The following is a 13,777-nucleotide window of genomic DNA, read 5'->3' as shown; positions in this document are numbered from 1 at the left end:
AGCATGAACGATACTGCTGTGCTCGGCCGTAGCCGAGCCATGGTGACCGAGACCAGGCATCTGCTGTTTACCGTCAGTCCCGGTGCTGCATGGATCATCCTTTTTCTGGTGCTGCCCAGTGCCTATCTGATGGGCGTGGCCTTCATGACCAACGGGCCCTATGGACTGCCCGAGATGCCATTGTCGCTGGAGTCCTTTCGCCAGCTGGCGGGATTCGGCTTTCTGGGCTGGAGCCCGGGCAACCTCTATACGCTGTTGAGGTCGCTGTGGCAGACCGTGGTGGCGACAGGGTTGGTGGTCGTCGTGGCCTATCCGATCGCCTACTACATCACCACCTGTCGAGCTCGCTGGCGCCCGATCATGCTGCTGCTGGTGGTCGTGCCGTCCTGGACCAATCAGGTCATCCGCACCTTTGGCTGGATGAATCTGCTGGCACCGGGGACGCCGCTGTCGGCTGCCGCCGAAACGTTGGGACTGATTGCCCCGAACATGGGCCTGTATCCGTCGAACTTCGCCGTCACTCTGGGCCTGGTCTACAACTTCCTGCCGTTTATGGTGCTGCCGCTGTACGCCGCCTTTGAAAAACTGGATACGGCGCAGGTCGAGGCGGCCCAGGATCTCTACGCCACGCCCATCAAGGCCTTCTGGCACGCGGTGTTTCCGCAGACATTGCCGGGACTGCTGGCGGGCGTGGTACTGGTGGCCATCCCGGCCTTTGGCATGTATGTGATCCCTGAGCTGCTGGGCGGTGGCAAGGCGTTGATGCTGGGCAACCTGGTCGCCAACCAGTTCTCGGGTGGCTCCAACTGGCCGCTCGGCGCCGCCGGCGCCATCTTGATGCTGCTGGCAACCTTTGCTGGGCTTTATGCCATGCGGCGTATTGGCAAACGCCTGGGCGGTGGAGAGGAGGTGGTGATATGAGAAAGCGCACCCTCAAGCGTGGACTGACGGGCTTCTGGTGGTTGACCCTGGTCTTCCTGTACCTGCCGCTGGCTGTGGTGGTGATGTTTTCCTTCAACGCCGCCAATAGCGCCGCCAGCATGACCGGCTTCTCCCTGCGCTGGTATCACCAGCTGTTTGCCAATGACCAGATCATGAGCGCCTTCGGCAATACCCTGGTGCTGGCGCTGGCATCGTCACTGATCGCCCTGGCGATCGGCTGTCTGATCGGGTACGGCATGTATCGCCACCGGCATCGCAAGCTGGGCTGGTTGATCGTGCTGATCTATCTGCCGATCGTGTTGCCGGATATCGTCTTTGGCATCTCCGAGATGGCCTTTTTCGTCAAGCTCCACGAGTTGACCGGCTGGTTCAAGCCCGGACTCGGGACGATGATCATCGCTCACGTAACCTTTCAGATTCCGTTTGTGGCGCTGATTGTCTACTCCCGTTTCGTGGGGCTCGACCCCACCCTGTTCGAGGCGGCCAAGGACTTGTACGCGACCCCGATCAAGCGGGTGGTGCACTTCATGCTGCCGACCATCAAACCGGCGTTGATATCTGCCTTCTTCCTTTCCTTTACCCTGTCGGTGGATGATTTCGTCATCAGCTTCTTCACCTCGGGACCGGAAAGCGCCACCTTGCCGATCTATATCTGGGGGGCCATCAAGAAGGGGGTCTCACCAGAGATCAACGCCATTGCCACCTTGATGATCGCTGCCGTGGCGCTGGCTGCTGTCGCCAGCCTTGCCATCAATCGGCGCAAGGCGTGAAGGACCGATAACCGATACCTGTTCCATGACCCAGGGCACCAGGGAGACCCACACCATGCTCTATCGCAACCGCATCGCCGCCGGCATCACCTTGGCCAGCGTCCTGTTCACGGGGGCCGCTCAGGCCGAAGAGGGCAAGCTGTACCTGTTCAATTGGACCGAGTACATGGACCCCGAGATCATCGAGGCGTTTGAGGAGAGGTACGACGTCGAGGTCGTGACCAACTACTTCAACTCGAACCCTGAAATGATCGCCAAGCTCAATGCTGGCGGCACGTCCCAGTACGACATTGTGGTGCCGTCGAACTATTACATTCCGCGGATGATCGAGACGGGTCTGGTGCAGAAGCTTGACCGTGCACTGATCCCGAATTTCGATAACCTGATGGACCAGTTCAAGGACCCCAGCTTCGACCCGGGTGCTGAGTACTCGGCGGCGTATCAGTGGGGCACCACCGGTATCGTGTATAACACCGAGACCTTCCCTGAGGCGCCGAAGAGCTGGTCATTGCTGTTTGACCCGGAGGTCAATGGCGACTATCCGTTCTCGATGATCCAGGACGGCCAGGTGGCCACCGGCAGCGCCTGCGCCTATCTGGTAGGCAACTTCCAGTGCAGCAGTCTGGATGATTTGAAGCAGGCCGCGAGACTGCTGATCGAGACCAAGAACCGCGATAACTTCTCTGGTTTTACCGATGGCACGCCGACGCTGCAGCAGCTGGCGCGGGGCGTTACCCACGTCGGCATGTCCTTCAACGGCGACTATCTGTACTTCAAGGATGAAGACCCGGAAACCTTCGAGCACCTTGCCTTCATCATTCCCGACGAGGGTGCCGAGATGTGGGTGGACTCCATGGTCATTCCCGTGGATGCCCCCAACCCGGAACTCGCGCACAAGTTCATCGACTTCATTCTGGACGCCGAAATTGGCGCTCAGCTGTCCAATTACAACTATTACGCAAGCCCCAACGAGGCCGCGCGGCCTTACCTCGATGAGGTGCTGACGCAGCCGCCGACCCAGCCGACCGAAGACGATATGGAACGCCTTCGCTTCACCCCCAGCCTGTCAGGCCAACAGCTGCAGACCTTCCAGCAGCTGTGGTCCGAGGTAAAGGCTCGGTGATGCCACTGCCGCGAGGCGTTCAGCGCCTCGCGGCGTCGGCCCGGCCTCGGGCCCCGGGACGGGGCTCGGCCACCGAGTGAGACACTCACGCAACGGAACACTCTCATGAGTAACCGCCAGGAAAGCCCAGCGCTTAGCGACTGGTTCAAACAATATGGTATTACCGAGGTCGAGTGCCTGGTCACCGATCTCACCGGCATCCTCAAGGGCAAGATCATGCCCGCGGGCAAGTACCTGAACGGTGGTCGGCCGCGCTTGCCGGACTCGATCTTCATTCAGACCGTGACCGGCGGCTACCCGGACGACGAGGATATCCGCTTCTGGAATCCCGCCGAGCGGGACATGGAGCTGGTCCCCGACCCCAATGCGGTGTTTCTGGTCCCCTGGGCTGACGATCCTACCGCCCAGATCATTCACGACTGTCACTATCTTACCGGTGAGCCGGTGGAGCTGGCGCCTCGCTACGTTCTCAAGCGCGTGCTGGAGCTCTATCAAGCGCGAGGCTGGACGCCCGTCGTGGCCCCGGAGGTCGAGTTCTTCCTGGTCAAGACCAATACCGACTCTGACTACCCCCTCGAGCCCCCGGTAGGGCGCACCGGTCGACAGGAGAGCAGTCGACAGAGCTTCTCCATCGATGCGGTCAACGAGTTCGATCCTCTGTTCGAGGAAATGTACGACTACTGCGAGGCGATGGATCTGGATCTGGATACCCTGATCCATGAGGAAGGCGCCGGGCAGATGGAGGTCAACTTCCAGCACGGTGATCCGCTGGTGCTGGCGGATCAGGTCGTAATGTTCAAGCGCGTACTGCGTGAGACGGCGCTGCGTCATGGCATGTATGGCACCTTCATGGCCAAGCCGATGGCCAATGAGCCGGGCAGCTCCATGCATATTCACCAGAGCCTGGTAGATCCGGCAACGGGTCGAAACCTGTTTGCCGGTGACGATGGTCAGCCCAGCCGCCTGTTTCACCATTTCATCGGCGGACTGCAGCGTTATCTGCCCGCTGCCATGCCGCTGCTGGCGCCCAACGTCAATTCCTACCGGCGTCTGCTGCGCACCGAGACCTCTGGTTCGGCGCCCATCAACGTCGAGTGGGGCATGGATAACCGCACGGTAGGCCTGCGTGTCCCTGTGTCAGGGCCGGAGGCGACCCGGGTCGAGAACCGGTTGGCCGGAGCCGACGCCAACCCCTATCTGGTGATGGCGGCCTCTCTGGCCTGCGGCTACCTGGGAATGCTGGGCCAGGTAGAACCGCGTCCGCCCATGGTCGGGTCTGCCTGGTCGGGCGGTAACAAGCTGCCCGACGACATCGGCCCCGCGCTGGACCTGCTGCATGGCTGTGAGGCCCTGGCGGGTATTCTGGGGGAGCGATTCACCAACAGCTATCTGGCGGTCAAGCGTGCCGAGCACCGAGAGTACTTCCAGGTGATCTCCTCCTGGGAGCGTGAGCATCTACTGCTTCGGGTGTAGGTAGATGGTGGCGTGTCGGCGTTGACATCGAGCCAGGCGATTGCCTGGCTCGATGCATATGGAAGCTTAGAGTGGTGATTATTTGATGTCGCTGGGGTTGGTTTTGGCGCTTTCAACCGCGTAGAATGCGATCACATGTTGAATAAAATAACCATGTGAGAGGTTTTTATGGCCAGGTCAGCTTCTACGTCCTCTGCGGCGGCATCAGCCAACAGCGTTCATCACGCGGCCTCCTGGTATGCCGCTTCGGCCAATGAGAGTCCCCAGCGTCCGGCGTTGGCAGATGACGTGAGTTGTGATGTCTGTGTGGTAGGTGCCGGATTCACCGGTATCTCCGCCGCCCTGCATCTGGCCGAGAAGGGGCTGAAGGTCATCGTACTCGAAGCCGCGCGTGTCGGTTATGGTGCCTCTGGTCGCAATGGTGGTCAGATCGTCAACAGCTATAGCCGTGACATGGATGTCATCGAGGACAAGTACGGGGCTGATACGGCTCGGGCATTGGGAGACATGGCCTTTGAAGGCAATCGCATCATTCGTGAGCGTATTGCCCAGTACGGCATCGATTGCGACCTGCGTGAGGGCAACCTGTTTGCGGCCTGCAACGACAAGCAGCTCAAGGGGCTGCGTGAACACAAGGCCTTGTGGGAGCGTTACGGCCACCATCAGCTGGAGTTGCTGGAAGGCGATAGCTATCGCCGTGAAGTCGGCAGCGATCGCTACAGCGGGGCGCTGGTCGATCATTCCGGCGGTCACCTGCATCCCTTGAATCTGGTGCTGGGGCAAGCGGCGGCGCTTGAGTCCCTGGGTGGCGTGATCTATGAGCAGAGCCCGGTGGAAACTCTGGTGCATGGTCAGCCGGTACAGCTCAAGACCCGCCATGGGCGAGTCCACGCTGACAGGGTAGTGATGGCGGGCAATGCCTACATGAGCGGCGTCATGCCCGAGCTCGAGGCCAAGTCCATGCCCTGCGGTACTCAGATCATCACCACCGAGCCGTTGAGCGATGACCTGGCCCGCTCGCTGCTGCCGAACAACATGGCGGTGGAAGACTGCAACTACCTGCTGGACTATTTCCGGCTGACCCGCGACAACCGGTTGATCTACGGTGGCGGCGTCAACTATGGCGGTGAGGATCCCGCCGACATCGAGGCTGTGATTCGCCCGAAGATGGAAAAGACCTTTCCGCAGCTCAAGTCCACCAAGGTGGACTTCGCCTGGAGCGGGACCTTTCTGATGACGTTGAATCGACTGCCGCAGTTCGGTGTCATCAATGACAATGTCTACTACGCCCAGGGCTATTCAGGACACGGGGTTACCTGCACCCATCTGGCGGGGCGGCTGATCAGTGAGGTGATGACCGGTCGCGACGAGCGCTTTGATGCCTTCGCCGGCCTCCCTCATTTGCCGTTTCCCGGTGGACGCATGCTGCGCGTGCCACTGTCCGCTATCGGCGCCTGGTACTACGAGACCCGGGACAAGCTGGGACTATAGTCGGCGTCCTCTAGGGCTGTCGTCTCGGCGTCGCCAGTGGGGGTCACCCTTGTCGCGTCGGGACGACAGTACGACAAAAACCTTGCAAGTTGACCGAGAAGGCTTCGAACGCTGTTCGATAATGGCTAGGATGGTGTCATCAACCTACGCCAAGACGCCCATCACGGGGGATAAGTGCCCGTGAAGGAGCAAGGAGAACAGCATGAGCAAGTCGATCATTGTCGGTTCCACCCTAGCGGTCTTCGGTCTCGGTGGCTTGGCCTTTGGTGCCTGGCAGGTCCAGCAGGCGCCCCAGGGGCCTCAATTCGCCAACATTACCGCGGTGACGCCGGTCACCGAGACCGTCAGCACACCGCGCCAGGTCTGCGAAAATGTGCAGGTGTCGCGTCAGGCACCCACCCGTGACCCTCACAGTATCCTGGGCAGCGCCGCGGGTGCCGTCGTAGGCGGCCTGGTCGGTAACCAGATTGGTGGCGGTAGCGGGCGCAAGATCGCCACGGTGGCCGGCGCCATCGGCGGAGGCTTTGCCGGCCGAGAGGTTCAGCGGCACATCGAGTCCGGGCAGACGGTGACCACTACCGAGCAGCGCTGCCACACGGTCAACGATACCAGCGAGAAGACGTTGGGCTATGACGTGGCCTGGGAGTATGACGGTGTACGCCAGGTTGCTCGCCTGGAGAGCGCGCCGGATGGTGACCGGGTGTTGCTGGAACAGGGGCAGCCCCAGTGGGAGGTGGTGACGCAATCCACCGACCGCTCGTGAGGATGGCCGCCAAGGGATGATGAGATCCCTGCATCTCCAAAAGACGCCGGAGCCCGTCAGTGGCTTCCGGCGTCTTTTTTCTTTTCATGGGCTGATGCTTATGGGCCGATATTCATGGGCCGATGTTCATGTGCAAAGGGTAGGTTCGCAGTCAACGGCGTGACGGGGGAGGGCTCACTCCGACTTGCGGCTGTCCACTTCCTTGCCCAACGCATCAATGGGGCGACTCGACGGGAAGGTGTACGAGGCGTAGCGCACGGCCAGCACTGCCAATGCCAGCAGGAAGATGCCCCCGCACAGATAAAGCAGACTGATATCCGGCTTGGGATGGTGGGAAATGTCCCCTATCAGATAGCGGGTCAGGGCAGTAATGGCGACGTAGAGCAGAAAGCGAATCGGCAGGTGGTTGGTCTTGAAGTAGATGCCGACCATGGCGCCTAGCTCCAGGTAGATGAACAGCAGCAGAATGTCGTCTACGCTGGCGTGCCCAGAGCTGATCATGGTGATGAACGTCCCCACCGAGGCCCAGGCGATCATTCCACCAATCACGAACAGCCCCAGGTAGTGGAAACCTTCCACAAGCAGGTTGCCAACGTCATCGGCGTGGTGGTGCATCTTGTCGCGGCTGCTGCGGGCCCATTTCACATTCCATTCCTCATTGGCGGGGTCTGATCTCACGCTATCCCGATGGCCAAGCGCTGACAAGTCGCTACCCCTTTGGTTCAGGCTGAAGTCTTGATCCAGACGCGCAGTTCTCGCCGCTGCCTACTTGCATACTCCTGTCTGGTGAGTGTGACGAGGAGACGGCAGATGGTGACGACCTTACCGCAGGCACTATTTCGACATTTCCTGGGGACTTCCCCTGACTGGTACAAGCTCTCGCTTCTCGCCTGCTTGGTGATCAACCCGCTCGTGTTCTTCTTGCTGGGTGGCTTCGTGGCTGGCTGGCTATTGCTGGCGGAATTCATCTTTACCCTGACCATGGCGCTCAAGTGCTATCCGCTGCAGCCTGGTGGACTGCTGGCCCTGGAGGCCGTCGGCATGGGCATGACCGATGCGCACCACGTGATGGATAAGGTCTCGGCCAATCTCGATGTATTACTGCTGCTGGTCTTCATGGTCGCGGGTATCACCTTCATGAAGCCGCTGCTGCTGAAGCTATTCACCCGGCTTCTGGTCGGTATTCCATCCAAGCGAGTCCTGTCGCTGTGCTTTTGCCTGACGACGGCTGCGTTGTCGGCGTTTCTCGATGCGCTGACCGTCATGGCGGTGGTCATCAGCGTATCCGTTGGTTTCTATGCCATCTATCATCGCGTCGCATCGGCCCGCGGCCAGCACGACAGTCACGATCACGCTGACGATACACGGCTGTCCGATATCAGTCGCACTGAGCTGCAGGAGTACCGTCGGTTCTTGCGTTCCCTGCTGCTGCACGCCTCCATGGGTACCGCCCTGGGTGGAGTCATGACCATGGTGGGGGAGCCCCAGAACCTGATCATTGCGGACCAGGCGGGCTGGGGCTTCGGCGAGTTCTTCTTGAGACTGGCGCCGGTGACCATCCCGGTGTTGGCGGCTGGGCTGGGTACCTGCCTGTTGGTGGAGAGTCGCCATCTGTGTGGCTATGGTCAGCGGCTCCCAGACACGATTCGCCAGATCCTGATCGAACATGATCGGCAAGACCGAGCTGGATGTGGCGTAAGTGAACGCGCTCGACTCTGGGTCCAGCTGGGGGTGCTCACCTGGTTGATGGTGGCGCTGGCACAGCATCAGGCGTCGGTGGGCTTGATCGGGCTGGCCGTGATCGTACTGGCAAGCTCGCTGTTGGGTATTACCGAGGAGCATGCCCTCGGGCATGCCTTTGAAGAGGCGCTGCCGTTCACTGCCCTGCTGGTGGTGTTCTTTACCATTGTCGCGGTGATCGTCGAGCAGCACCTGTTTGCGCCGGTCATCGACATGGTACTCGCCCATACCGGGGGAGAGCAGTTGGGATGGGTCTATCTCAGCAATGGACTGCTGTCGATGGTGTCGGATAACGTGTTCGTTGGCACGGTCTACATCAGCGAGATTCGGGCCGCGTTCCAGCAGGCACTGATCAGCGCTGAACAGTTTGATCTGCTGTCGGTCGCCGTCGCCACAGGCACTAACCTACCCTCGGTGGCCATGCCCAACGGGCAGGCCGCATTCCTCTTCCTGCTCACGTCCGCGGTGGCGCCGCTGGTGCGCTTGTCGTACCGACGGATGGTGTGGATGGCCGCCCCCTATACCCTGGCGCTTAGTCTCGGCGGATTTTTGTGTGTCCGCTACGGGCTTGAGCCCGCCAGTCAGGCCATGCAGACCCTGGGGTGGTTGTAGAGCGGCCGATATCGCGAGATAGAACCTGACACCGCCGCCCACAGGGGGCGGCGGTGCTGTTGACTGCCAGACCTCGCCAATAGGCATTGCCGGCAATGCACGAGGCTTAAGCGCCACGCCAAGCTTCCGTGCTACGCCAGGCTATATCCCAGCACGATAAAGCCGAGGGTGGTGACGCTGGCACCGATCAGGGTGTAGGGCAGCTGCGTCAGGGCGTGCTGCATGGGCAGTACTCCGCTGCCCTGGGAGGACAGTACCGACGAGTCGGAGAAGAAGCAGGCATGGCTGCCGAAGCTCGAGGCGGACAGCAGGGCGCCGACCACCAATGGCATCGACACTCCCATATGGGCGGCCATGGGCACCACAATCGGGATCGAGATGACAAAGACGCCCCAGGAGGAGCCGGTGGCAAAGACCACGACGGCCATGGAAGCAAACACGATGGCAGGCAGCAGTGCGGGGGTGATGTAAGGAGCCAGCGTATCGATCATGAACTGGGTCATGCCCAGTTGATCGTTGACTTCCTTGAGCATGAAGCCGACGGCAACAATGGCCAGGGGCAGCATCATGGTACGGAAGCCGTCCATGATCGAATCCATCAAGCTCGAGAAGGTCGACAAGCGCTGCACCAGGAACAGCACGATAGTGAACAGGGTGGCGGCGATGACGCCCTTGAGCAGGTCGATCTCGAAGTAGGCACTGGCGCCGATCAATACCGCCATGGGGGCAATGAAATTGAACAGGCCAAGCCAGGGATTGCCGCGAGGGGTGTCGTCACTGAGCGGTTCGTCGGGGGCGCCATCGGGGATGGGTTGTCCGGCCTTGGCGCGACGCTCAGCGGCCTTCATCGGTCCGAGATCGGGCATCAACCCGATCGCGACCAGAAAGACCAGGCCCATGGCCACCCAGCCATACAGCATGTACGGGATCGATTGGATATAGAGCCACATGCCAGGCCCGTCGGTCGCGCCATTGGTCTCCAGCAATTCGGCAAAATACACCGCCCAGGTGGAAATCGGCACGAGCACACAGATCGGAGCGGCCGTGGAGTCGACGATGTACGCCAGCTTTTCGCGTGATACCCCGAAGCGGTCGGTAAGTCGCTTCATGGCAGCAGATGTGGCGAGAGCGTTGAGGTAGTCATCGATAAAGATCAGCAGGCCGAGAACGGCGGTACTGATCAACGATTGCCGACGAGTCTTGACCAGGCGGCTCATGAAGTGGCTGAAGCTCAGGGTGCAGCCGGACTTTTCCAGCATCGCGATAAAGCCGCCCATCAGACCGCAGACCAGAATCAGCCAGGCGATGGTCTCGTTCATCATGACGTCGAGGGAAATGTCGGCCAGGGTCCCGATGTAATCGGCCGGCTCGATCAGGATGAGGCCTGACAGGGAGCCGATGGCCAATGCTTCAAGGGTGCGGTGGGTGGCGATGGCCACGACCAGTACGATCAGCGAAGGGACCAGACTTATCCAGCCAAATGGCGTTCCCGCTTCATGGTAGAGGGTGAGACCAGCTACCAGGGCGACCAATCCTGCGACCAGAAGGAAGACTCGGCCCTTGCCTTTCTGTGCAGGTTTGCCAGGAGCAAAGGGATGCGAGGAGGTGGAAGAGGGCGTGGTCATGCGATCACCTCCTGCAGATGAGGCTGGTGAGTGGCCAGGTTGACGAAAACGTCCTGCAGGCACGACGGGCGCTTGGGGCTTTTAGGAGTTGTGCGTGTCATAAGGGGACCCGTGTTGGTGTGTTGTGTTCGGGTTGACGTCGGGACAGGGCAACGCGACGGCCCCATGGGGCCGCTGCGTAGCAGGAATATCTGTGATGCTGAGAGGGTCAGGCGTCCTTAGACGTGGCGCAGATACCAGTCATACTCAAGGCGACTGACGCTTTGCATGGCGAGCTCGCGCTCCGCTCGACGGTTGGCCACGAAGACCTTGAGAAAGTCGCGGCCCAGGGCCTCGGCAAGGACCGCTGAGTCTTCCAGCAGATCCAGCGCCTGGCTCCAGCTATTGGTCAGCGTGGGCGTGAGCTGGCGGTAGGCGTTGCCGGTGGTGGCCTCAGGGGGCGTGAGGTCTGACGCCAGCCCATGCAGCACAGACGCCAGCAGCGTGGCCAGCAACAGGTAAGGGTTGGCGTCGGCCCCCGCGACACGATGCTCGACTCGGCGCGCAGCGTTGGCACCGGAAGGGATGCGCAGGGCCACCGAGCGGTTATCGTATCCCCAGCAGGGGGTCATGGGCACGTAGAGCCCTGGTTGAAAGCGGCGGAACGAGTTGAGGTTCGGCGCGAACAGCGCCATCGACGCGGGCATCAGCTCCATCAGGCCAGCGATGGCGTTGCCCAGCAGGCGGCTGCCATGGGGATTTTCGTCGGGGTCTGCGAACACATTGTCGCCATTCTGGTCGACCAGGCTCATGTGCACGTGCATGCCATTGCCCGCTTCCCCGCCGTAAGGCTTGGCCATGAAGGTGGCTTCAAAACCGTGGCGCAGCGCGACCCCTTTGATCAGGCGCTTGAGCAGCACGGCGCTGTCACATGCCTTGAGCACATCATCGCCGTGAATCAGGTTGATCTCGAACTGCCCCGGGGCGCACTCTTTCAGTGCCGTATCGAGAGGCAGCTGCTGTGTCTTGGCCGCGGCGTGAACTTCCTCGAGAAAGTCGGCGTATTCATCGAGTTCACTGATGGAATAGAGCTGGCTCTCCTTGGCTCGTTCGCCGCTGGCGGGGGACTTGCAGGGCTGCGCCATGCCGAGTTCATCGCGGGCACGATCGACCAGATAGAATTCCAGCTCCAGTGCCACGACCGCCTTGAAACCGCGATCCGCCAGGCGCTGAACTTGGGCCGCCAGGACATTGCGTGGGTCGGCAAAGAAAGGACCATCGTCGTCGTCGCGCATGCTCATGAGCAGCTGGGCATGACGGCCGTCTCGCTGCCAGGGGGCCACCATCAGGCTGCCAGGAACGGGACGACAGATCTGGTCACGATCCCCGATGTCGAGCCCTAGCCCTGTCTCTTCCACAGTGTTTCCGGTGATATCGAGGGCGAACACAGAGCCCGGTAGCGCAATGCCGCTGACAAAGGCCTTTTCCAGGTTGTCCGTCGGAATTCGCTTGCCGCGCAGGACGCCATTGAGGTCACTGATCAGCAGGTCCACGCTGTCGATCTCGGGATGGCGCTGGAGAAAGTCGCGGGCTTCATCGACGCCGGGGGTGCTCATGCGGTCACCTTTGTTGGTTCGTTGTGATCGGCATAGTGTTTCGCTGGGCAAGCGGTGGTGTCAAATTATTTACGCGAGGCCATCACTGCATCGCACAGAGTGAAGTCCGACTGTTTGCGTTGTTTTGTTTCATAAACAGGTGTTTATAGATTGTTGTCTGTGGTTTGATTTAGCCAGGGTTGGCAAGAAAATGCGACCAATGTATGTTGAGCAAACCATAACAAGTGAACGTTCAAGAGGGAGAGCATGAATATCCGTCCCCTGGTAGGAGTCATCGCGTGTCGCCGTGACGTCGAAGGTCATCCGGCGCACATGGTCACGGACAAGTACGTGAGAACGCTGCGTGACTACGGTCTCGAGCCGGTCGTGCTTCCCGTCTGGGAAGAGCAACGCGACGAGGACGTGAGTGCCTTGCTGGCACGCCTTGATGGTCTTGTGCTCACCGGCAGCTACACCAATGTCTTGCCCGAGCGTTACGGGGCGCAACGGGCCCCGGAAAACACTCGCGATGACGTGGCACGGGATGCTGCTGCCATGAGCTGGATTCCCCTGGCGCTGGAGCGCTCACTGCCGCTGCTGGGGATCTGTCGGGGCTTTCAGGAAATCAATGTGGCCTTCGGTGGCAGCCTGCATCAGGCCGTGCAGCGTGTCCCGGGGATGCTGGATCACCGGGAGCCCGAGGGACACAAGCAGCAGCAGTATGCTCCCGTGCACGACGTGACGATCGAACCGGGAGGCCAGTTGGCGGCGCTGTTCGACGAACCGGTAGCCAAGGTCAATTCACTGCATCAACAGGGCGTCGACCGCCTGGGTGAAGGCTTGCGTGTGGAAGCCCTGGCCCCTGATGGCCTGGTGGAGGCAGTTTCTGTAGCGCAGGCACCGGGCTTTACCCTGGCTGTCCAGTGGCACCCTGAGTGGGAGTCTGCTTCCCATCCGCTTTACGACGCCATCTTCCGAGGGTTTGCCAAGGCTTGCGCAAGTCGTCGGTAATATCGTCGTTAGATGGGTGTTATTGACTCGTTTTGATGTAAAACATGGATTACATCAGAGGCGGTGACGCCGAGCTGACGCGGGTTTTCGCCAGGACAACGGTGAGTGCTGGGGTCGGCGGCGTCGATGTTGATGCCTCGACAGGCATAGAAACTACATTAAGCTGACATCGTGGTCATGCTCCCGGGGAAGTGGCCCTTCCCCATTGCAGTTCCAGGGCTGCCCGGGAGAATTCTTTTGAGAATTCGCAAGGAGAGAGCGATGGTGCTTAAGCGTGTGTCTGCGATGGGTATGCTGGCGGGCTCAATGCTGCTGTTCGGGGCAGGTCTGGCCGTGGCTGAATCGTCGTCAATGTCCGGGGAGCAGTCTACGGCAGAAGAGGAATTGCGCCAGGCGTTGGAGGAAAGCCACGCGGAATCTCAGCCGGGCGAAGGCATGATGGAGCAAGATAATGCCACCATGCTGGAAGGCAGCGCTGCTGCCACCGAAAAGCGGCAGGAGATGCTCGAGCACGCTGATCCTGGTAGCACTGAAGGCGCCATGGACGGCTACAACAGTGACATGCTCGAGGGTAGCGAGGCAGCCAACGAAAAACGTCAGGCGATGATGAACGAAGAAGGCTAAGCCATATCGGCTCGGCGGTTTCGCCGGTC

The 13,777-nt window shown here is 60.5% G+C and carries 12 protein-coding genes; 9 read left to right on the top strand and 3 right to left on the bottom strand.

What is annotated here, in order from left to right; translation table 11 throughout:
• Nucleotides 1–3: 3 nt before the first annotated feature.
• From KUV86_RS18940 to KUV86_RS18915, 6 genes are all read left to right on the top strand, one after another.
• On the top strand, nt 4–921 hold the full coding sequence (locus KUV86_RS18940; protein WP_206943388.1) for an ABC transporter permease: 918 nt from the start codon (nt 4–6) through the stop codon (nt 919–921).
• Nucleotides 918–1,712 carry an ABC transporter permease gene (locus KUV86_RS18935; protein ID WP_206943386.1) on the top strand — a complete coding sequence of 265 codons (795 nt, stop codon included), beginning with the start codon at nt 918–920 and terminating at the stop codon, nt 1,710–1,712. The genes KUV86_RS18940 and KUV86_RS18935 overlap by 4 nt, the downstream gene beginning before the upstream one ends.
• 55 nt (nt 1,713–1,767) lie before the next feature.
• Nucleotides 1,768–2,835 carry a PotD/PotF family extracellular solute-binding protein gene (locus KUV86_RS18930; protein WP_206943385.1) on the top strand — a complete coding sequence of 356 codons (1,068 nt, stop codon included), beginning with the start codon at nt 1,768–1,770 and terminating at the stop codon, nt 2,833–2,835.
• 105 nt (nt 2,836–2,940) lie between these two features.
• Complete coding sequence (locus tag KUV86_RS18925) at nt 2,941–4,308, top strand: glutamine synthetase family protein (protein ID WP_206943384.1); 1,368 nt, start codon at nt 2,941–2,943, stop codon at nt 4,306–4,308.
• A 168-nt stretch (nt 4,309–4,476) separates the two neighbouring features.
• Entirely contained in the window at nt 4,477–5,799 is a 1,323-nt protein-coding gene (locus KUV86_RS18920; protein ID WP_222486150.1) for an NAD(P)/FAD-dependent oxidoreductase, read from the top strand.
• A 202-nt stretch (nt 5,800–6,001) separates the two neighbouring features.
• Entirely contained in the window at nt 6,002–6,562 is a 561-nt protein-coding gene (locus KUV86_RS18915) for a glycine zipper 2TM domain-containing protein (RefSeq protein WP_206943382.1), read from the top strand.
• Between the two features lie 174 nt (nt 6,563–6,736).
• Here KUV86_RS18915 and KUV86_RS18910 read toward each other — a convergent pair whose 3' ends face one another.
• Entirely contained in the window at nt 6,737–7,207 is a 471-nt protein-coding gene (locus tag KUV86_RS18910; RefSeq protein ID WP_222486148.1) for a phosphate-starvation-inducible protein PsiE, read from the bottom strand.
• 165 nt (nt 7,208–7,372) lie between these two features.
• Here KUV86_RS18910 and nhaB point away from each other — a divergent pair, with 165 nt between their 5' ends.
• Entirely contained in the window at nt 7,373–8,914 is a 1,542-nt protein-coding gene (nhaB, locus tag KUV86_RS18905) for a sodium/proton antiporter NhaB (protein WP_222486146.1), read from the top strand.
• Between the two features lie 131 nt (nt 8,915–9,045).
• Here the strand turns inward: nhaB and KUV86_RS18900 are convergent, their stop codons facing one another.
• Together KUV86_RS18900 and KUV86_RS18895 are read right to left on the bottom strand one after the other, a co-directional pair.
• Nucleotides 9,046–10,539, bottom strand: a complete 1,494-nt coding sequence (locus KUV86_RS18900; protein WP_206943372.1) for a Na+/H+ antiporter NhaC family protein — start codon at nt 10,537–10,539, stop codon at nt 9,046–9,048.
• Between the two features lie 218 nt (nt 10,540–10,757).
• Nucleotides 10,758–12,134: a glutamine synthetase family protein gene (locus KUV86_RS18895; RefSeq protein ID WP_222163530.1), complete on the bottom strand. Its 1,377-nt coding sequence runs from the start codon at nt 12,132–12,134 to the stop codon at nt 10,758–10,760.
• Between the two features lie 246 nt (nt 12,135–12,380).
• On the opposite strand from KUV86_RS18895, the gene KUV86_RS18890 reads away from it, so the two are divergent.
• Nucleotides 12,381–13,124, top strand: a complete 744-nt coding sequence (locus tag KUV86_RS18890) for a gamma-glutamyl-gamma-aminobutyrate hydrolase family protein (protein ID WP_222163524.1) — start codon at nt 12,381–12,383, stop codon at nt 13,122–13,124.
• 261 nt (nt 13,125–13,385) lie between these two features.
• Nucleotides 13,386–13,748: a hypothetical protein gene (locus KUV86_RS18885; RefSeq protein WP_206943369.1), complete on the top strand. Its 363-nt coding sequence runs from the start codon at nt 13,386–13,388 to the stop codon at nt 13,746–13,748.
• The last annotated feature ends 29 nt before the right edge of the window (nt 13,749–13,777 follow it).

It is taken from the genome of Halomonas sp. DP8Y7-3 (genome assembly GCF_019801675.1).
Classification (GTDB): Bacteria; Pseudomonadota; Gammaproteobacteria; order Pseudomonadales; family Halomonadaceae; genus Halomonas; species Halomonas litopenaei_A.
The sequence above is the reverse complement of the archived record's forward strand: the minus strand, read 5'-3'. Positions and strand labels throughout refer to the sequence as shown.